A 20,010-nucleotide genomic window follows, 5' to 3' on the forward strand; every position below is an offset into this window, starting at 1 on the left:
CGGCGGTATCTACGTCGGTTCGAAGTGCCGAGCGGTCCATGCATCGGCGGATTCGGGCGGGTCCATCCCCTCGGTGCCATCACGCCTCGACAGCTTCGGGCAGGCGGGAGGCGCGGGCCGAATGCCCGGGCTTCGAGGCCGCGCCGGTGAGCAGCTGCGGCAGTGTCATGCCGTTCACGTTCGCGAGGTCCGCCGCCTGCGTCCGGCAGGAGAACCCGTCGGCCAAGAAGATCGAATCCGCCGGGGCGTCGCGCAGGGCCGGCAACAGAGCGTTCTCGGCCACCGCCACCGAAGTCTCGTAATGGCCGGCCTCCATGCCGAAGTTCCCGGCCAAGCCGCAGCAGCCGGCGAGTTCTCGCACCGTTGCGCCCGTGCGTTTAAGGAGCGCCCGGTCGGCGGCGAAGCCCATGACCGAATGCTGGTGGCAGTGCGGTTGGACGACGACGGTGCGTCCCGTGAGATTGGGAACGTCGAGCTCCGTGTCGACGAGGACCTCGGCCAGCGTCGAGGTGGCCGCCGAGATCCGTCGGGCCCGTTCGTCATCGGGGAAGAGATCGCCGAGGTCGCTGCGCAGCACCGCGGTGCAGCTCGGTTCGATGCCGACGATCGGAATGCCCTTCCGGGCGTAGGGATCGAGGATCTCCATCGTCGATTCGAGCTTCCGCTTCGCCGCGTCGAGCTGTCCGGTGGAAATGAGCGTGAGCCCGCAGCAGGCTTGCTGCTCCGGCAGGAGGATTTCGAACCCGGCTGATTCCAGCAGGTCGACGGCCGTCCTGGCCCCGGCATCGGAGAGGTATTCGGTGAACGAATCCGCCCAAAGCAGGACCTGTCTCTTGCTCGCCGAGGTAGTGCTCACGTATTCGTCGGCGATGAGAGCGTCGCGATCCGCAGCTGAGGCATCGCGCGCCTCGGCGGGGGAGATGCGGGACTTCGCCCAGCGGGAGAACCGGCGATCATTGAACCGGACCATCTTCCGGCGGGGGTCCATCCCGCCGCCGGACAAGACGAGTTTGGCCAGGGGACGGAACCCCAGCGCCGCGTTCGCCACGGCGCTGACCCCGGGCACCGCCGTGAGCAGGCGGCCCCAGGTGGGCAGCCAGCCGAGCGAATAGTGCGCGAGGGGACGGAGCCTGCCGCGATAGGTGCGGTGGAGGACCTCGGATTTGTACTGGGCCATGTCGACCCCGGCGGGACAGTCGGACGAACAGGCCTTGCAGCTCAGGCACAAGTCGAGGGACTCGGCCACCTCGGCGCTGTCGAATGCTTTGATCAGGCCTCCGTTGGTCACCTCTTGGAGGACCCGGGCGCGACCGCGGGTGGAGTCCTTCTCATCTTTCGTCGCGAGGTAGGACGGGCACATGAAGCCGCCGGACCCGGAGGTGTCGGCACGGCATTTGCCGACGCCCACGCAACGGTGGACGGCGTTCGTGAAGCTGCCTTTGTCGTGCGCGAAGGCGAAGCCGCCGGCCGTACCGATCGAGATCGACTGCGGCCGGCGCAGATCGGCGGTGATCGGCAGCGGGTCGACGATGATGCCCGGATTGAGCAGGCTGTTCGGGTCGAAGAGCCGTTTGACCTCGCCGAGGGCGGCGATCGCCTCGTCCGAGTGCTGGAGGCCGAGGAGTTCGGACCTGGCTCGTCCATCGCCGTGTTCGCCGGATGCGGATCCGCCGTATTTCGTGACGAGTCGCCCGGCCTCCATGACGAAGTCGTGGAAGACCTCAATGCCGTCGGGGCGGTCGAAGGGGAAGTCGGTGCGCATGTGTACGCAGCCGTCGCCGAAGTGGCCGTAGGGCAGACCGCGGATTCCGTAGGAGGCCATCAGCTCGTCCTGGTCCCGCAGGTAGTCGCCGAGCACCTCGGGTGGAACCGCGGCGTCCTCCCATCCGGTCCAGGCGGGGTCGCCGTCTTCGGTGCGTCCGGCCAGTCCGCCGGCATCGGCGCGGATGCCCCACAGGGTGCTCGCCTCTTTTCCGGCGGGCAGGATGCGGAAGTGGTCGGTGCCGGCATCGGCGGCGATGACCTGGGCGTTCGCGACAGCTTCGTCCGCGGTGGCGCCGGCGACCTCGATGAGCAGCCAGCCCTTGCCCGCCGGCAGCTCGGGCACGGCGGCCTTGCCCTTGTGATTGCGGACCATGTCCATGAGCCGCGAGTCGATGCCTTCGACGGCGAGCGGGCCGTGGGGCAGGACCCGGGGGACGGCATCGGCGGCCTCGAACATGTCCGGGTAGCCGAGGACGAGCACCGTGGGTGAGTTCGGAAGCTCGCCGAGGCTGACGACCGCCTCGGTGATCGTCGTCAGGGTCCCTTCGCTGCCGACGAGGAACTTCGCGAGGTTCGGTCCGTTCTCCGGGAGCAGATGTTCCATCGCATACGCCGAGGCCTGGCGGCTGAACCGGCCGAACTCGGTGCGGATGGCGCCGAGGTGACGGCCGGCCACCTCGGCGAGTCCGGGAATGGGATCGAGCCCGGCGCCGGCGAGGAACGAGCGGCCGGTGCCGTCGATGGCCGTCATCTCGACGATGTTGTCGACGGTGCGCCCGGCCGAGATCGCGTGCGGTCCGCAGGAGTTGTTGCCGATCATGCCCGCGATCGTGGCCCGATTCTTCGTCGAAGGATCGGGTCCGAAGGTCAGCCCGTGCGGTTTCCCGGCCTTCTGCAGCTCACTCATGAGCACACCTGGTTCGACCCGGGCGGTCTTCGCCACCGGGTCGATGTCGAGGATGCAGTTGAGGTGGCGGGAGAAGTCGATGACGATCCCGGTCCCGATCGAGTTGCCTGCCTGTGAGGTGCCGCCGCCGCGGGAGGTGATGGGCATCCTGTGTGACCTGGCCACGTCGAGAATCGAGACGACGTCGGCCGTCAATTTCGGGAAGGCCACGACCTGTGGGACCACCCTGTAGTTCGAGGCGTCGACGGCGTATTCGGCCAGCCGGCGGGCCGAGGTGTCGACGGCGCCTTCGATGCTGCGGGTGAGATCGGTGACGACGTCGGTCATGGCGGTGGTCGTGTCAGCAGTCGTGTCAGCGCTCATGGTGAGCTCAGCTCTCGCGGAGGATGTCGAGGGCGGCTCCGAGGCCGGCCGGGTCGATCTTCACTCCCGCCAGCTGCAGTCCCATCTGGACGCCCGCGAGCGTTCCGGCGAGGGTGAGATCGTTGAGATCGCCGAGGTGGCCGATCCGGAAGACCGTCCCCTGGAGTTTGGATAGGCCCGCCCCCAGAGACATGTCGAAGCGGTCGAGGATGAGCCTTCTCAACTCGTCGGCGTCGTGCCCTTCGGGCATGACGACGGCGGTGAGGACGGGGGAGTATTCGCTCTCGTTCGTGCACAGCACTTCGAGGCCCCAGGCTTCAACTGCGGCTCGGGTCGCTTCGCCGAAGCGGATGTGTCGGGCGAAGACGTTGTCGAGTCCTTCCTCGTTCAGCAGTCGCAGGGATTCCTTGAGGCCGTAGAGAATGTTCGTGTTCGGGGTGTAGGGAGTCATCCCGTTTCTGCCGGCGGCGAGCATCTCCGTCCAGTTCCACACCGACTTCGGCAGGGTCGAGGACTGGTGGGCTTCCAGAGCCTTGTCGCTCACGGCGTTGAAGGACAGTCCCGGTGGGAGCATGAGGCCCTTCTGCGAACCGGAGACGGTGACATCGACGCGCCACTCGTCGTGACGGTAGTCGACGGAACCGAGTGAAGAGATCGTGTCGACCATGAACAGGGCCGGGTGGTCTGCGGCATCGATGGCAGCGCGGATCTCGGGGATGCGGCTCGTGACGCCGGTCGAGGTTTCGTTGTGGACGACGCATACGGCTTTGAAGCGGTGGTCGGTGTCGGCAGCGAGGGCCTCACCGATCTTCTGCGGATCGGCGCCGGTGCGCCAGTCACCGGCGATGACTGTGGGTTTGAGTCCCCATTTCTCGGCCATCGTCTTCCACAGTGAAGAGAAATGCCCGGTTTCGAAGCAGAGGATCTCATCGCCGGGGTTAAGGGTGTTGACCAGTGCGGCTTCCCACGCTCCGGTTCCCGTGGCCGGGTAGATGACGACCTGATTGGCGGTTCCGAAGATGTCGGCCATGCCTGTGAGCACATGGCTGAAGAGTTCTTTGAATGCCGGTCCACGATGGTCGATGGTGGGCATGGAGATGGCGTGGAGAACGCTGTCCGGAACATTGCTGGGCCCCGGGATCTGAAGGAAATGCCGTCCGCTGATTGTCATTGAAGAATCCTCTCTGATTCCACGATGCGGTACATCACTTTCATTTGACGCTACCACAATGGTTTCGATAGAAAAATGCCCTTTCCATGATTCGGAACGCAGAATTGTGGCATTCTGCTAGTCGGTCGAGTTGAGCCTTTTCTGACCGGTTCTGATTGCGGTATTCCATTTTTTGAGCTGCTGACGTGCAGTTCTGTACTGTTCCTTGCCGAATGGAGTTCTGTGAAAACCACGAGTTGGTATACATGCTCCTGTTATTCGGGAAAGTGAAGTCGAGGTCTTGACGGTTCGGAATTCCTCGGGGCAGACTTTCATAAAGTAGCAGCAAGATTTCCACATCGTGGAATGTCGGTTGCGGCAATGGGGTCGTTTCCGACTGATCAACACATCGCATAGGAGCGAATTGTGTCTTTGGAAATTGCTTCGATACTCGTCCTGGTGGCTTTATTCGTCATCGCCACCTTTGTTTCGGTCCATATGGGTGCGCTCGCGCTCATGGCGACCTTCCTGTTCGGGACATTTGCTCTGGGTGAGGACGTCGACACTCTGCTGTCTGGCTTCCCGGCGGATCTGTTCCTCATCCTTGTCGGCGTCACCTATCTGTTCGCGTTGGCGAAGGACAATGGCACGGTCGACTGGATCGTCCATATTCTCGTCAAAGCTGTCGGCGGCCGAATAGCGCTGATCCCGTGGGTGTTCTTCGTCGTCACGGCGCTCCTCTCCGGCTTCGGCTCGGTGGTGCCGGCGGCCATCGCGATCATCGCGCCGATGGGAATGGGCTTCTCGCGTCGGTACGGCATTCGGCCGCTGCTCATGGGGCTGATGGTCATCAACGGTGCGACAGCCGGCGGTTTCTCGCCGTTGAGCATCTTCGGCACGATCACCAACCAGGTCGTCGAGCGCAATGACCTGCCGGGCAGCCCTCTGCTGCTCTTCCTTGCCTCCTTCGTCTTCAACGTCGTCCTCGGCTTCGTCTGCTTCTTCCTCTTCGGCGGGCGGGAGCTGCTGGGCAAGCGCGACCTCGGGCATGGGCTCGAGGACAAGGACGGGGAACTGGTCAACGTGGGAACCTCCGGCGGGGGCGACGGTGCCGATTCCGGCAGCGGCACCAGTGGCAGCGGTAACTCGGGCACGTCTGGCTCGAACGGTGCCGGGGTGGACGGTTCTGGCCGCGGATCGGGCGGCTCGCCCGCGCCGTATCACGATCCCGAGCGGAGGGCGGCTCGACGGTCGGTCCAGACGACGATGGTCAAAGACACCGACGAGGATGTCGAAGTCACCACCCTCGATCTCAATCGCATCGTCACGCTTGTCGGACTCATCGTTCTCGCGGTCATGGTCGTGCCCCCGCTCAATCAGGACGTCGGCTTCACCGCGATCAGCATCGCCGTGATCATTTCGTTCTTCTCTCCCCGCATCAGCAAGGGCGCGGTGAGCAAGATTGCGTGGCCGACTGTCCTCCTCATCTGCGGCATCGTCACCTATGTCGAGCTCATGGAGCGACTGGGCACGATCGATTGGCTCGGCGGTCAGGTCGCCGGCATGGGAGCTCCGCTGTTCGCGGCACTGATCATCTGCTTCATCGGCGCAGTCGTCTCTGCATTCGCGTCGACGACGGGCATCCTCGGCGCCCTCATTCCCTTGGCTGTGCCGTTCCTGCTCACGGGCAGCGTCGGCGAGATCGGGCTGATCATTGCTCTGGCGATCTCGTCTTCGGTGGTCGACTCCTCACCGTTCTCCACCTCGGGGGCTCTTGTCGTCGCGAACTCGCCAGAGGATCAGCGGGACAGAGTGTTCAAGCAACTCATGGTGTGGGGCTTCTCGATGGTCGTCATTGCACCGATCGTCACCTGGTTGATCTTTGTGGTTCCCGGGTGGGGGTGAGCCGCGTCGGCGTCGGGCTCAGCCATTCGGGGCGAACGGAAAGGTCCCATCGCCGAGGTCGGGCTCGGGTAGGACGCCATCCGGATCCTTGAGTCCGACAGCGAGTCCGTCGAGGCTCAGGCGCCGCATGGCTTCGAGGACCATGCGGCGACCGACGTCGGTGAAGCTGTCGACCCTGGAGAGGTCGATGATGACCTTCGGTGTCGTCGGGGTGGAGCGGTCGAGTCGGTCGAGGACCACTTCGGCGCCGGTGAAGTCGATGACTCCCTGCAGGGCAACGGTCGTCGTATCTCCACTGATCGTGATGCTGCGCGGTTCACGTGAACCGAGCGCCTCGGCGTCCATGAGGTGGAGCCCCATATCCGCGGACAGGCGACGGAAGACTCTCTGACCTCGGACGCTGTTGCCGTGGTCATCGAGACGTGGGGAGAGCGTGCCGATGCCCACCTGCCCCGGAAGAGCGCCGTGAAGGCCGCCTGCCACTCCGCTCTTCGCCGGAATTCCGACATCGGTGAACCAGGAACCCGCGGCATCGTACATGCCTGCAGAGGCCATGATCGACAGGGTCCGACGGGCGATGGGGCGGGCGACGACCGCGGTGCCGGTGACGGGGGTGGATTCCGCCGTTGGCCAGTGTCGCCGTCATCATCGCGATGTCGCGCACCGTCACTGAGATCGAGCATGGTGCGGTGTATCCGGCGACGACTTCGTGCGGGTCGTCCTCGACGATGCCGTAGTTGCGCAGCATGTGGGCGATGGCGAGGTTGCGGTCGGCGGCTTCGAGCTCGGATTCGAAGATCCGCTCATCGATGTGCAGCGTGCGGCCGGCGAGTTCGGAGAAGAATTCGCGGGCGCGGTCGACCCGAGCCTGTCGGCTGGTGCGGGAATCGACGAGGAGGTGGTGAGTCGTGATTGCGCCCGCATTGATCATCGGGTTCTTCGGTCGGTGACTCCCGGTCTCCAGGGAGAGCTCGTTGAAGGCCTCGCCGGAAGGTTCGACTCCGACGCGCGAGCTCACGAACTGCTCGCCTCGGTCGGCCAGTGCGGCAGAAGAACTGAAGTACGTAGGAGCCATCAAGAGAGAAATTGCCGGGCAGTTCAAGGAGCCGGATGAGGCGTTCGTGCGCCTCTTCACCAGCCGTGTCTACGACGGTCGATTTACGCAGGACGCCAAAGCGCAGTTCACTCAGCTCGTATCCAAAGCGGCGAAACAGTTCCTCAACGAAAGAGTGAACGATCGCCTGAAGACAGCGTTGGGGGTTTCCGAGGTAGCAACCCCAGTACATGTTTCGACCGACGAAGCTGTCACCAGCGCGGAAGTCGCCGAATCGGATCTGGACCGAGATACGGAAATTGAGACGACCCTAGAGGAACTTGAGGGGTACCAGATCGTGAAGGCCATCAGTTGCAGCGAGGTGAAGCCCGAGCGCGTTGCGCAGCGTGATGCCAAGTCCTACTTTGCTGTGCTTTTGGACGACAACAATCGGAAGCCGATTGCACGGCTCCACTTCAACGGTAAGAAGCAGAAGTATCTCGGCATCTTTGATGCCGACAAGAACGAGTCCCGGCATCCCATCGACGGTCTTGACGAAATCTATCTGCACGCAGATGCGATCCGAGAAACGGTGAAGGGCTACATAGCATAGGAACAAGACCGCGGGAGTATTTACTTTAGAAGCTCTAAAGTAAATGTTCCCGTGGGATCTGTGAGGTTAGAAGCCGTCGTTCCCCCTCGAGTGGGCCTGTGCCGGTTCAGGAATCGAGCGCCCGCCATGCGTCATATGAGCCGGTGAGCTCCGCGACCCGGTATCCGGCGCGGCGCAGGGCGCTGGCGGTGATGCTGCTGCGGGTTCCGCTCTGGCAATAGGTGACGATGCGGCCCTGGTTCGGCAGGCGGTCGAGTTCCCACAGGGCGCGGCCGCCGCTGAGTTGGGTTGCGCCGGGGATGTGGCCCCCAGCGTGCTCGTTCTTCGAACGGACATCGACGAGGCGGATGTCGGTGGAATCTGCGAGGTTCGCCGGGTCGACCAGGTCGACCGGATGCAGTTCCATCCCGGCAAGTGAGGTCACGTAGCCGGTGACCGTGTCGATGCCGACCCTGATGAGATGGTCCCGGAACTCCGCCGCCTGTTCTGCGTCGTCGGCGAGGACGACGATCGGCGTCGACTCTGCAGCCGGGTCGAAGACCCAGGCACCGAAGCTCGCTGCTTTCCCGGTGCCCGGGATGTGCAGGGCACCGGTCGGGGTTCCGGCGTGGACGTCCTCGGTCGGCCGGGTGTCGATGAGTACCGCCGAACCGTCCTCGATCCTCTCCTGCAGGCGATCGGCGTCGACTTCCTCGAGTCCGGCGAGTTCGCCGAGGAGTGACGGCCCCTCTCGGTTCTCGGTCTTCATCCGGGCGAAGTAGGCGTGAGCGTCGGGCTGCCCGGACAGCAGTTCGTCGACGAAACCCTGCTCATCGCCGCGTTCGAGGTACGGAGACCACCAGGCGAAGGCACGCTCATAGCCGACCGTTGTCGTCGGAACTGCGCCCAGGGCTTTGCCGCAGGCGCTTCCCGCGCCGTGGGCCGGCAGGATCTGCACGTAGTCGGGAAGGGTGAGCAGGCGATCGCGAAGACTGGCGAAGAGGTCCCGGGCGCCGGCGAAGCGAGTGTCGGAACCGCCTGCCGCCTCGTCGAGGAGGTCCGGGCGTCCAATGTCTCCGACGAAGACGAAGTCGCCGGTGAGCATGAACCCCGGTGCATCGGCCTGGGCGCCGTCGGTGACGAGGAAGGACAGGTGCTCAGGCGTGTGGCCGGGAGTGTGCGAGGCGCGGAGGGTGATGTTGCCGAGGGCGATCTCATCACCATCGCGCAGGCGCACGGCCTCGTCGAAACCCTTCCCGTAAGTCCACTCGGGACCTCCCTCGTCGGAGACAAACATCGTCGCGCCGGTGGCTGCGGCGAGCTCGCGGGTGCCGGAGAGGTAGTCCGCGTGGATGTGAGTCTCGGTGACCGCGGTGATCGTCAATCCGTGGTGGTCGGCGAATTCGCGATAGACCGCGATGTCCCTGCGGGGATCGACGACGATCGCCTCCTTGCCGGCCTGGCAGGCGATGACGTAACTGGCGTGGGCGAGATCGGCGTCGAAGATGCGTTCGAGGAGCATGAGAGCCTTCTTTCCGTGGTCGAGGCGTGTCTGGTCTGTCGTGGGATCAGCGGCCGAAGAGTCGGGCGAGGAAGCCGGGCTTGGCCGCTCGGGCTGCGTCCTCTTCGGCTGGGGTGTGTTTGCCGTTGCACCACTGACCGGCCGGAACCGTGCTCTTCACCGACTGGACGTGCTGTCCGCATCCTGCCCACGTGGTCTTTCCGCACACTCGGCACGTCGCTGCTCGACACATTTCTAACTCCTTCTTCGGCCATTGCCGGCCTGGATATTGCTCGTTTTAAATACCCTAGGGGGTATGCAAATCAATATACCCATAGGGGTATAGTCAATGTCAACATCGAGAACGTGAAAGGACGACGATGAGCGAACGCGACACGTCCCCGACCGAGCCGTCGGGTGCTGAAGGCGACCCAGGTGAGCGGATGCTCGCCGACCCCGCCGCACGGAAGAAGGTCCTCAATCGGCTGCGCCGGGCGCAGGGGCAGCTCGGCGCGGTGATCGCCGCGGTCGAGGACGGAAGCCACTGCCGCGATGTCATCCATCAGCTCTCGGCGGTGTCGAAGGCCCTCGACCGGGCCGGATTCCTCATCATCTCGACGGCGCTGCGGGAATGCCTCGAGGATGACGAGGACGATGTGCGCACCGAAGAGCTTGAGAAGCTCTTCCTCTCAATGGCCTGATGGGGAAGGAGGGGTGTGCCGCGGCACGTGCCTATGTCGTGGAGTCTCCTACCCCTCGAACAGCCCCTTGATGTCGGCGGCTGTGACTGTCTGGCTGAAGGCCTGACCGTCCGGACCGCGGCCCTGATACGTGCCGGAATCGGACATGAGCTCGTCGAAGAGTTCGGCCTTGCGCTTCTGCAGGGCGAGCACTTTCTCCTCGATCGTGCCCTCGGCGACATAGCGGTAGACCATGACATTCTTCGTCTGCCCGATCCTGTGCGCCCGGTCGATAGCCTGATTCTCCGAGGCGGGATTCCACCACGGATCCATGAGGAAGACGTAGTCCGCCTCGGTGAGGTTGAGCCCGAACCCACCGGCCTTGAGGCTGATGAGGAACACCGGGGCCTCACCTGACCGGAACGCATCGACGACCTCCCCGCGGTTGCGCGTCGACCCGTCGAGGACGACATAGGGAATCCCACGAGCATCGAGCTCTGCGGCGACATTGGTCAGGAACGACGTGAACTGGCTGAACACGATCGACCGATGCCCCTCGGCGATGACATCGTTGAGGCGTTCCGAGAGCGCAGCCAACTTCGACGACGGCACCTCAGTATGCTCGGCATCGACGATCGACGGATCGAGCGCGAGCATCCGCAGCAGCGTCAGCGACCGGAAGACGATGAACCGCTGCTTGTCGTATTCGCTGTCGATGAAGCCGAGGATCTTCTTCCGTTCCTTCTGCAGAATCCGATCGTAGAGTCTGCGGTGCGCGGCATTGAGCTCGACCGAGATGACCTGTTCCTGCTTCTCCGGCAGGTCTGCGGCCACCAAGTCCTTCGTCCGACGCATCATGAACGGTCGGATCCGCTTCTGCAGACGCTGCATCCGTCCCGGATTCTCGCCCGACTCGATCGGACGCACGTACTCTTCCTCGAACCGGTGAGGACTCGGGAACAGTCCGGGAGCCGTGATCGAAAACAGTGACCACACGTCCTTGAGCGAGTTCTCCAAAGGAGTCCCGGTCAGCGCGAGCCGGAACGGTGCCCGCACCTCCTTCGCCGCCAGGTGGGTTTGTGCGGTGGAGTTCTTCACGAACTGCGCCTCGTCGAGGATGAGCCCCGCCCAGTCCATCCGCGAGATCGGAGTCTCCTCCAACCGGAGCATCGCATACGACATGACGACGACATCGGCACCTCGAGCCACCTCGGCGAGGGAGATGCCACGCGCTCGCGTCGACTCGGCCACGACACGAACATCGAGGTCAGGGGTGAAGGACGTCGCCTCCTTCACCCAATTCGGGACGACCGATGTCGGTGCCACGACGAGGAAGGGAGCATCAGCCTTCGCGTGCTTGATGAGTGCGAGCGTCTGCAGGGTTTTGCCCAGGCCCATGTCGTCGGCGAGGATCCCGCCGAGGCGGCACCGGTAAAGCAGTGCCAACCACCGGAATCCCTGCACCTGATACGGGCGCAGCTTCGCACCGTTCAGGTCGGGGACCTCGGTCGCGGGCAGGTGTTCGAGGTCGGCCAATGCGCGCACGGAATCACGCCAGGTCACGGCCGGTTCGGACTCGTCGGCGAGGTCCTCGAAATCCGACCACAGACCCACATGCATGCGGGAGATCTTCGGCGCTCCGGGCTCCCATTCGGGGATGAGGTCCGCCTCGGCGAGGAGGGCTTTGAGCTTGTCGAAGATCGGCTTGTTCAGCGACAGGAATGAATCGTCGGAGAGCTTGATCTTCTTCGTCCCGGCGGCTAACGCCTTGTACAGCTTGACGAAGGGGACCGGGCGGCCGTCGATGCTGATCTGGAAGCCGAGGTCGAACCAGTCGTTCTTGTCCGACTCGACCGAGGTGATCTTCACGTTCGGCTCCCCGCCGAGCTCACGGTACGGCTGCTTCTTCCCGCGCGTGATGACCTTGACGTGCTCGATCTCCTCGAGCCCGGGCAGGACGTTGACGACGAAATCCGCGGTGTCCGCGTCGTCGAGTTCGACATCCTTGATGCCCGGCAGGGCGGAGCCGGTTTCGTGGGTGTCGGCGAGGAGTTTGTCGACCTCGGTGACGACGGCATCTTCGAAGTCGAGTTCGCGTTGCCCCGCATATTCCTTCGCTGAGGCGGCGCTGAGCTTCGCCCGATCGATGACGGGGAAGGTGCGGCGGGGTCCCTGGTATTCCCAGTACCAGCTTAAGGAGAGTTTGTCGCCGGCGCCGAAAGCGGCGAAGACGACGAGGCGGGGGCGGCCGTACTGCGGGAAGGCGACGGTGGCGTCGCTGCTGATGACCTCGGCGCTGGAGCGCAGCTGCGGGTAGTACTCCTCGAAGAACTCTTCGGCCTCGGCCTCTGGGATCGTGATCGGCCCGGGCGACTGGAGCACGGGCAGCGCGGATTCCTTTGTCGGGGTCTCCGCGGGGGCCAGGGTGACGGTAAAACCGCTGGTGACGTCGACGCCGAAGAAACCGTGCGTCCAGATCGGCTTGATCAGACCGGGAACATATTCGCGTTCGTCGATGGTCGCCCGCGTCTGCACCTGCAGGCGGTTCTGGCTGCGGCGGATGTCGATGGCGGCGCGGGCGGTGTGCCCGATGCGGACGGTCATATCCGGATTGATGCCGACGAATTCGATGCCAAGCTTCTTCCCCTGCGTGAAGTGATCCCACAGCAGGGGAGTGCGGAAATCGCCGAGGTGGTACGGCGCCCCGTCGGGCGTGAAGTCCGTCTTCCCGCGGGTGCGCAGCCCCGCGAGCTGGGTGAACCATTCCTGGTGGACCGGGTCGATGTCGAACTGCCGGGCCATGCGGTCGATGGTGCGCCAGGTCAGGGACTTCTTCACCCAGTTGCCGGACTCGCTGAGCATGAGCGGGCGGATCGCGAGGCTCGGATTCGCGCCCGGGGTGACGTCGTCCTTGTCGAGTAGGACGGAGTGCTGAGCTTCGAACCAAGTGCGGGGGATGACCTGGACGAGCTCGAATCCCAAGGCCACGGGCGTGTGTGAGTGCGGAGCCGCCTCGGCGAGTGGGGCGAAGGCATCACGCCAGTCGGCGGGGATGGCGGCACCGGTCGTGGCGGCGGACGGTCGGGTCTCAGGCACGATGCCATCTTCTCATTGGAGGGTGACATGGGGTGTGGCAGTGGTCCGGGCGGGGTTCATCGGCATCGTCGGGGCGTCGTTGTCTCGTTGCTCACCTTCGCCGGGAATTCATTGCCGACGATACGGGCCGGGGGTACGGTCGGAAATGAACGGTCGATCGGAACATTCCGGCTCCGACCGACCTCGAGTCGAAGGAGTGTGCAGTGATGAAAGCAGTCCGTTATTACGGCAAAGAGGATCTGCGAGTCGAGGAGATCGACGAGCCCCAGACCCGCCCGGGAACCGTGAAGATCGCCCCCGCTTACAACGGAATCTGCGGCAGCGACCTGCATCTGTACCATGATGGTCCGATTCCGCCCGCGCCCACCACCGAGGAAGCCCATCCGCTGTCGGGAGAGACCCTCCCCGTGGTGCTCGGCCACGAATTCTCCGGTGTCGTCGAAGAGTTGGGCGAAGGTGTCGAAGGTCTGTCGGTCGGTGACTCGGTGGTCGTCGAACCGCTGATGGTCGACGGCACGTGCCCGGCGTGCCAGCGCGGTGCGTACAACCTCTGCGAGCAGATGGGCTTCATCGGCATCTCCGGCCTCGGCGGCGGTCTGAGCGAGCACATCGTCGTCGAATCCCGCTGGGTCCACCCGGTGGGTGATATTCCGCTGGACCAGGCGGCGATGATCGAGCCCCTCGCTGTGGCACTCCACGGAGTCAAGCAGACGACGGCCGCCGAGGGACAGGTCGGAGTAGTCGGCGGAGCCGGGCCGATCGGCCTCCTCGTCGCCGCCGTACTCAAGGCCAAGGGACTGAAGACGATCATCAGCGAGGTCTCGCAGATCCGTCGCGAGAAGGCGCAGAGTTCAGGCGTCGCCGATGTCGTCGTCGACCCGACGAGCGAAGACCTCAAGGCGATCGTGTCGGAGCAGACCTCGGGTGCGATGGCCGACGTCGCATTCGACGCCGCTGGTGCCGCTCCCGTCGTCGGTCAGCTGCTCGACGTGCTCGGCGCCACCGGTCGCCTGCAGGTCATCGCCATCCATGGCAAACCGGTCGAGGTCGATCTCACCGGCCAACTGATGATGCAGGATCGGACCCTCGGCGCCAGCGTCGGCTATGCCGATGACCACGCCGAGGCGATCGAACTCGTCCGTTCGGGCAAGGTCGATCTGGCTCCGTTCATCACCTCGAAGATCCTCGCCGACGATATCGTCAGCGACGGATTCGAGCGCCTGACGAAGAGCCTCGACGAGGTGAAGATCCTCGTCTCGATGAGTTGAGTCAGAAACTCTCGATTAGCCGAGACAGTCACATCGGGACGCGCACCGAAACGGTGCGCGTCCCTTGGCTGTACCTCCGAGGCTCGGTCTCTACGTCAGGGGCGAGCGGTACAGTCGCCGCATGAATGAGAACAAAGAGGTTCACAGGCAGTTCTTCGACACCTATACCCGTGCGCTCATCGATCGGGACGCCGCAGCAATCGCCGATCATTACGCGGTTCCGGCGCTCATCGAATTCCCGGGGCAGCGGATCCTCGTCACTGATGCCGTTCAGACGGAGAGCTTCTTCGCGAGTGCTTTCGGGCAGTACTCGGGCGTCACCGAGGTGAACGCCGAGGTCGCGGTGGCGGCATCGACCGACCACAGCATCTGGGCCGACGTCACGTGGAAATATCAGGGAGGTGCCCCCGACGAGCGGAACATGTATCAGCTGGTGCGTACTGATGCGGGTTGGAAGATCGCGGTGCTCACGCCGTTGGAGCTCGAATGACGGGGCAATCGGGTGAGAGGGGGTCGCAAGTGACATGCGAGACGGGCGAGGTCGACGAAAAGGAGTGGCTGGTGCTCACAGACTCGCTGGGCCACCGGAAGCTGGCGTTTCAGAAAGTCGAGCACCTCGAACCGACGACTTGGCCCACGACGCACGTCCCCATGCAGATGCATCTCGACCTCACAGTGCCGAACAGGACCATGCTGGAACGACAGCTGCAGCGTGCCGAAGACCTGGGTGCCGAACTGCGCGTCGATCGTACCGACGATGAGGACGAAGCGCTGTATGTCTTCACCGATCCCTCCGGCCATCCGTTTTGCATATTCGTCGCATGAGCGAGAACAGCGATGGCGATCGGTGGCTGATAGTCAAGGGACGCCGGTGGCGACGAACCGACCCAGCACTGGAACCGAGCGTGATCGAGGAACTCAAGAGCCACCTCGGCGCTGCGAGGAACGCCGTCAAGCAGGCGAAGAGGCGGGGCGCTGAGAATGATCTCGCGGAGGCGAGACGGAGGGTGGATGTCGCGAAGCACGGCCTCGGCGAACGCGGTGAATATTGGTGGGAGATGTCGCTCGAAGACCGCCGTCGGCGCGCGGAGACGGCCCTGAACGAACTTCGCTGAGCTCGGACAGGGCCGTCAGGGTGCTGTCAGGCGTGAGGAACCCGCGCCTGCGCGCTGCTGCGCGGCGTCAGACTCCGGACACCGCTGCTGCCAGATTGCCGAGGGACGATTCGAGGTCCTCTTCGCTGACGGCCGGGAAGTCGACCTGCTTGAGCACCTCCTTGTCGGTGACCGCGCTCCAGTCATAGGTCACGGAGACCTCGGTCGAGTCATGGCTGCGGGACGTGAGCTCCCAGACCCACTCCCAACCCGGTGGCTCCTCACCGGCTGGTGCCGTCTTCCAGGCGAGAAGCTTATTCTCCTGATAGCCGTTGACGTAGTTGTCGGTCTTGTAGTCACCGCCCATCTTGTCCCAGTGCATATTCATCGAGAATTTCTGGCCGGTCTCGGTGATGCGATCGGTCTTGTCATCCGACTGGACCATTCCCGAGCCGTCGATCTCGGCATGACGCTCTGGATTGGAGAGGACGTGGAAGATGTCCTCTACGGGGGCATCGATCGTGCGGGAAGCGCTGATGCTCGTCTCACTCATGCTTGTCACCTTTCGTCAGATGGTGGCTGGAGTACGGGTCGGTCGACCCGTCCCTGTCGGCCACGCTATACGCTCGATCCAAGTGACGGGAGGGGGCGCGCAATCAATCACAGCAAATGCGGTCACTCTTCCGGATCCTCGTTGAGGAATGCAGAATAGCCGACAGAGGTACGTGCCATCCGCGTCTCCGGGGCCCGGACCGTCAACCATCAACACGAGAACACAGAAGAGCACAGCATGAATCGAGAAGTCGCCCAGGCCATTACCGACGCCGTCGACAACGCGTTCGATCGTCAGCTCGAGTTCACCGAAGATCTCATCCGCTGTCCTTCTGTACGCGGAAGTGAGGCGGCGATCCAGGACCGCTTGGAACAGGAATTCTCCGCCAGAGGACTGGAGATCGACCGCTGGCGCATTGACGAAGAGGACATCGAGGATCACGTGGGCTTCGGGCCTATGACCGTGCCCTACGACGAAGACTTCAACATCGTAGGCAGCTATCGGCCGGCCGTCTCGCAAGGCCGATCCCTGATCCTGCAAGGTCATGTGGATGTCGTTCCAACCGGACCCGTGGAGAATTGGACTACACCGCCCTTCGAGCCACGAGTCGAGCACGGCTGGTTGTACGGACGTGGCGCCGGGGACATGAAAGCCGGGCTCGCTGCCAACCTCTTCGCCTTCGACGCGATCACCGCTGCCGGATTCTCTCCTACAGCCCCGATCCATCTCCAATCCGTGGTGGAGGAGGAGAGCACCGGCAACGGAGCGCTTTCGGCACTTCTGCGCGGCTACACCGGCGACGCCGTGCTCATCCCGGAACCAGAAGAGAATGCTCTGGTTCGAACCAACGTCGGAGTCATCTGGTTCACCGTTCGTGTCGAGGGGAAACCGAGTCATGTCCGGGAGATGAGCAAGGGCTTCAACGCCTTCGATGCGACAAATGACGTGATCGCCGACCTGCGCACACTCGAGGCGGATTGGAATGGCCAGAAGGACCGGTACCCGGGCTTCGAGGATGTCGATCATCCCATCAACTTCAACGTCGGAGAGATCTCAGGTGGAGACTGGCCCTCCAGCGTCCCGTCATGGTGTGAGATCTCCGTGCGTGCCGCCATCTATCCGGGGATCGACCCGGAACAGGCGTGGGAAGAGATCCAGGAGCACGTCCGGCACGCGAGCATCGCCCGGCGCGGTCAGGACAGTCGCCTGCCACACCTGGAGCGAACCGGCTTCTTCGCCGCAGGATATCGGCTCGAAGAAGGCGGAGAAGCTGAGGCCGTCCTCGGCTCGGCCCACCGGGATGTGTTCGGCCAGCCCCTGCAGTCGTTCACCACGCCGGGCTACCTCGACGGCCGGGTGTACACGAACTACGGATCGATGCCGACTCTGACCTACGGTCCCCGATCCCTCGACATCCATGCCTTCGACGAGCGCGTCCACATCGAGTCCGTCCGCAACATCACGAAGACCATCGCTCTCTTCATCGCCGAGTGGTGTGGGTTGGAGCCGTTGAAATAGTCACTTTGGCGTTCTGCAGGGACTGCTGGCCCAGCACCCGTTCGAAACGATGCGTCAGCCGATCTGATCGGCCAGGTCCTCGAAGTCCTCGGCAATGATGTCCCATTCGCCCGTGGGTTCGAGATCGATGGTCTGATCGGGTCCATGCTCGGTGGGTCGCCGAACGAAAGCCGTGCGGAGCCCGAGGGACTGCGCCGCGGCCAGATCGCTGTTGTGCGCGGCGACCATGGCGACTTGATGCGGTTCGAGACCGAGGATGTCGGCGGTCCGCAGATACGCGTCGGGGTCCGGCTTATAGGCTGCCGCCACCTCGGCGCCGAGGATCGCATCCCAGGCAAGACCAGCACGTTTGGCGACGTCGAGAGCCAACCGAACGTTCGCATTCGATAACGGGGCGATGATGAAACGCCTCTTGAGCCTGGTCAGTCCGGGAACGGCATCCGGCCACGGATCGAGCCGGTGCCACGCAAGATTGGTCTCGTCGAGGACCGGCGCGGGAATCGAGTCCGGATCGACGCCGAGACCTCTGAGCACGGTCTGGAGATTCTCCCGGTGGAGCACATCCAAACGAACGAACTCCCGGTCACCGTTGCGCACCCGCTCCATCGACGGCTGATATTCGGCGCGCCAGGCATCGGCGAACTCAAGTGGAACGAGATCGGGAACATGATTGCGCAATTGCACGGCCACCTCGGCGGCTACACTGCTGCGCCAGTCGACGACGGTGCCGAACATGTCGAAGACGAGGGCCTCGACCGAATCGAATCCTGCTGTCATGGTTACACGGTAGTCCGCGCACATCAGACCGTCCACGTCGGTTCTCCCGCTCACCATGTCAGTCCGTCCGCTTAGACTGAGCGGTGTTGGGAGTCGACGAGGACCTCATCGACACTGAACTACACGGCATCGGCGGAAGGACCTGACCGTGGGATGGAGCACGAGCGAATTGGCGCGGCTGACCGGCACCACGGTCAACACGATTCGGCATTATCACAAGCTCGGGCTGCTCACCGAGCCCGAACGGATGAGCAACGGATACAAACAGTACGGGGCCTCCCACCTGCTGCGACTCCATCAGATCCGGCGGATGCGCGAACTCGGGATCCCGTTGTCGGATATCGGTTCGGTCGACGACGATCACGAACAGCAGCAGCTCGCCCTCAAACAGCTTGAGGTCGATCTCGGTGAGCAGATCGCGGCTCTGGAGAAAGCACGCACCGAGGTGTCCCAGCTCCTCGAACACGGAGCGCCGATCGATACTGCTTCAGGCTTCATCGACATCGCCGCCCGGATGTCGAATTCCGATCGCGCACTGATGAACATCTATTCGACCCTGTACGAGGAATCGGCGCTCGCGGAGATGCGGTCCATCATGTCCGAGACCACCCCGTACGACCAGGAAGTCGATGAGCTCGCCGAGGATGCCGACGACGCCACCCGCGAACGCTTGGCAGAGCAGATCGCTCCGAGCATGAAGCGACAACTCGAAGCGAAACCCTGGCTCCTCGCGCCGACCGAGCGGATGACCGGGGACGTGAAGATGGGGCAGGCTGCGATCATCGGCTCACTCAGAGAGCTCTACAACGACGCGCAGATCGACGTCATCCAGCGTGCCTTCATCTCTGTCTTCCCGACTCTCGAGATTCCGGACGAAGATCGCGAGCGGTTCATCGCTTTCATCAAGCACGTGGCCGCAGAGGAAGAGGGCTGAGAAAGAGGGCTGAAGAAGGCCGACGAGGAGGAGAGCTGAAGACAGTGACTGGGGAAGATAGCTGAGGATTCGCTGAGTTCGACGATGAGGGCTTGACCCTGTTCTGAGAACACAGTCTGTACTGAACGTATCAACCATCAGATCCGGTTCATCCGAGCCGGGATCTGCCGATCACGTTCAGGAGGACACCATGAACCCCATCATCGAATTCTTCCAAGGTCTCGCCGCTCAGGTTCCGGATCTGCTTCAGCCGTTCATTATCGCCGCGGCCGGGGCGATCCCCTTCATCGAGGGTGAGATCTCCTCGATCATCGGCGTGTGGGCCGGGATGAACCCCGTGCTCGCCGGAGTCGCCGGAGCCATCGGCAACTTCACCTGCGTCACCGTCATCGTGCTCCTCGGAGCTCGGGCGCGCCGCGCCGTCGTGAATCGTCAGAGCGAAAAGCGTGAGCTCGCGGCCGTAGGGGTCGGCGCAAGTGTCGGCTCCGGATCGGTTGATGGCGCTGCGCCCGAGGCAAGTGCCTCGCGGAATGGATCCGCCGACGTTCTCTCCCCGGATTCAGCGGCCGACGGCAATGCCGGTGACACGGCGACGGAGGGTCACCTCGGTGAAGGAGGGAAGCCCGAGTCCAAGGGACGGGTCAAGTTCAAGAAGTTCCTCACCCGCTTCGGTGTTCCCGGTGCCAGCCTGCTCGGACCGTTGGCGATTCCCACCCAGATCACCTCGACGATCCTCGTCAGTGCTGGTGTGAAGACCTCGTGGATCCTGCTGTGGCAGGGCATCGCGATCATTGCCTGGACGACCCTGACCACGCTCATCGCCACCGGATCGCTTGCCCTGTTGGCCGGCTGAAGTCGCTGGATCGCGGCTCACA

General features: G+C 63.6%; 18 protein-coding genes and 1 pseudogene. 10 read left to right on the top strand and 9 right to left on the bottom strand.

Annotated elements, in window-relative coordinates; translation table 11 throughout:
* Positions 1–79 precede the first annotated feature (79 nt).
* Positions 80–3,034, bottom strand: coding sequence for an FAD-binding and (Fe-S)-binding domain-containing protein (locus AC3CD9_RS17775; protein WP_488365320.1), 2,955 nt, complete (start codon positions 3,032–3,034; stop codon positions 80–82).
* A gap of 7 nt (positions 3,035–3,041) precedes the next feature.
* Entirely contained in the window at positions 3,042–4,205 is a 1,164-nt protein-coding gene (locus AC3CD9_RS17780; RefSeq protein WP_488365321.1) for a pyridoxal-phosphate-dependent aminotransferase family protein, read from the bottom strand.
* Positions 4,206–4,610: 405 nt separating this feature from the next.
* On the opposite strand from AC3CD9_RS17780, the gene AC3CD9_RS17785 reads away from it, so the two are divergent.
* A complete protein-coding gene (locus AC3CD9_RS17785; protein WP_488365322.1) occupies positions 4,611–6,089 on the top strand; it encodes an SLC13 family permease in 1,479 nt (492 codons plus the stop codon).
* 18 nt (positions 6,090–6,107) lie between these two features.
* On the opposite strand, the gene AC3CD9_RS17790 is transcribed toward AC3CD9_RS17785, so the two are convergent.
* Both AC3CD9_RS17790 and AC3CD9_RS17795 read right to left on the bottom strand, forming a co-directional pair.
* Complete coding sequence (locus AC3CD9_RS17790; RefSeq protein ID WP_488365323.1) at positions 6,108–6,644, bottom strand: STAS domain-containing protein; 537 nt, start codon at positions 6,642–6,644, stop codon at positions 6,108–6,110.
* Positions 6,645–6,744: 100 nt separating this feature from the next.
* A pseudogene (locus tag AC3CD9_RS17795) lies at positions 6,745–7,164 on the bottom strand (glutaminase); the annotation flags it as partial.
* Between AC3CD9_RS17795 and AC3CD9_RS17800 the strand changes: the two are divergent.
* Positions 7,064–7,735, top strand: a complete 672-nt coding sequence (locus AC3CD9_RS17800; protein WP_488367591.1) for a hypothetical protein — start codon at positions 7,064–7,066, stop codon at positions 7,733–7,735. The pseudogene AC3CD9_RS17795 and the gene AC3CD9_RS17800 sit on opposite strands and share 101 nt — an antisense overlap.
* 106 nt (positions 7,736–7,841) lie before the next feature.
* Here AC3CD9_RS17800 and AC3CD9_RS17805 read toward each other — a convergent pair whose 3' ends face one another.
* Positions 7,842–9,236, bottom strand: coding sequence for an MBL fold metallo-hydrolase (locus AC3CD9_RS17805; protein ID WP_488365325.1), 1,395 nt, complete (start codon positions 9,234–9,236; stop codon positions 7,842–7,844).
* Between the two features lie 46 nt (positions 9,237–9,282).
* On the bottom strand, positions 9,283–9,468 hold the full coding sequence (locus AC3CD9_RS17810; RefSeq protein WP_152345898.1) for a hypothetical protein: 186 nt from the start codon (positions 9,466–9,468) through the stop codon (positions 9,283–9,285).
* Between the two features lie 190 nt (positions 9,469–9,658).
* On the opposite strand from AC3CD9_RS17810, the gene AC3CD9_RS17815 reads away from it, so the two are divergent.
* The gene (locus AC3CD9_RS17815) at positions 9,659–9,916 is read left to right on the top strand and encodes a metal-sensitive transcriptional regulator (RefSeq protein ID WP_488367574.1); all 258 of its coding nucleotides are present in this window, start codon (positions 9,659–9,661) and stop codon (positions 9,914–9,916) included.
* Positions 9,917–9,964: 48 nt separating this feature from the next.
* Here the strand turns inward: AC3CD9_RS17815 and AC3CD9_RS17820 are convergent, their stop codons facing one another.
* Positions 9,965–12,991: a DEAD/DEAH box helicase gene (locus AC3CD9_RS17820; RefSeq protein WP_488365326.1), complete on the bottom strand. Its 3,027-nt coding sequence runs from the start codon at positions 12,989–12,991 to the stop codon at positions 9,965–9,967.
* A gap of 206 nt (positions 12,992–13,197) precedes the next feature.
* Between AC3CD9_RS17820 and AC3CD9_RS17825 the strand changes: the two genes are divergently transcribed.
* The 4 genes from AC3CD9_RS17825 to AC3CD9_RS17840 all read left to right on the top strand — a co-directional run bounded on the left by AC3CD9_RS17825 (position 13,198) and on the right by AC3CD9_RS17840 (position 15,374).
* Positions 13,198–14,259, top strand: coding sequence for an alcohol dehydrogenase catalytic domain-containing protein (locus AC3CD9_RS17825; protein WP_488367575.1), 1,062 nt, complete (start codon positions 13,198–13,200; stop codon positions 14,257–14,259).
* Positions 14,260–14,380: 121 nt separating this feature from the next.
* Positions 14,381–14,749, top strand: coding sequence for a DUF6841 family protein (locus tag AC3CD9_RS17830; protein WP_488365327.1), 369 nt, complete (start codon positions 14,381–14,383; stop codon positions 14,747–14,749).
* A 29-nt stretch (positions 14,750–14,778) separates the two neighbouring features.
* The gene (locus tag AC3CD9_RS17835) at positions 14,779–15,084 is read left to right on the top strand and encodes a VOC family protein (RefSeq protein ID WP_488365329.1); all 306 of its coding nucleotides are present in this window, start codon (positions 14,779–14,781) and stop codon (positions 15,082–15,084) included.
* On the top strand, positions 15,081–15,374 hold the full coding sequence (locus AC3CD9_RS17840) for a biopolymer transporter Tol (RefSeq protein WP_488365330.1): 294 nt from the start codon (positions 15,081–15,083) through the stop codon (positions 15,372–15,374). The genes AC3CD9_RS17835 and AC3CD9_RS17840 overlap by 4 nt, the downstream gene beginning before the upstream one ends.
* 67 nt (positions 15,375–15,441) lie before the next feature.
* Here the strand turns inward: AC3CD9_RS17840 and AC3CD9_RS17845 are convergent, their stop codons facing one another.
* Positions 15,442–15,906, bottom strand: coding sequence for an SRPBCC family protein (locus AC3CD9_RS17845; protein WP_488365331.1), 465 nt, complete (start codon positions 15,904–15,906; stop codon positions 15,442–15,444).
* A gap of 237 nt (positions 15,907–16,143) precedes the next feature.
* On the opposite strand from AC3CD9_RS17845, the gene AC3CD9_RS17850 reads away from it, so the two are divergent.
* The gene (locus tag AC3CD9_RS17850; protein WP_488365332.1) at positions 16,144–17,424 is read left to right on the top strand and encodes an ArgE/DapE family deacylase; all 1,281 of its coding nucleotides are present in this window, start codon (positions 16,144–16,146) and stop codon (positions 17,422–17,424) included.
* 54 nt (positions 17,425–17,478) lie between these two features.
* Here the strand turns inward: AC3CD9_RS17850 and AC3CD9_RS17855 are convergent, their stop codons facing one another.
* Positions 17,479–18,201 (bottom strand): haloacid dehalogenase type II, encoded by a 723-nt coding sequence (locus AC3CD9_RS17855; protein ID WP_488365333.1) that lies wholly within the window; start codon positions 18,199–18,201, stop codon positions 17,479–17,481.
* Between the two features lie 148 nt (positions 18,202–18,349).
* Between AC3CD9_RS17855 and AC3CD9_RS17860 the strand changes: the two genes are divergently transcribed.
* On the top strand, positions 18,350–19,135 hold the full coding sequence (locus tag AC3CD9_RS17860; RefSeq protein ID WP_376904959.1) for a helix-turn-helix domain-containing protein: 786 nt from the start codon (positions 18,350–18,352) through the stop codon (positions 19,133–19,135).
* A gap of 190 nt (positions 19,136–19,325) precedes the next feature.
* Positions 19,326–19,988 carry a small multidrug efflux protein gene (locus AC3CD9_RS17865; RefSeq protein ID WP_488365334.1) on the top strand — a complete coding sequence of 221 codons (663 nt, stop codon included), beginning with the start codon at positions 19,326–19,328 and terminating at the stop codon, positions 19,986–19,988.
* Positions 19,989–20,010: the final 22 nt, after the last annotated feature.

Source organism: Brevibacterium sp. MGP-B1 (assembly GCF_057766545.1).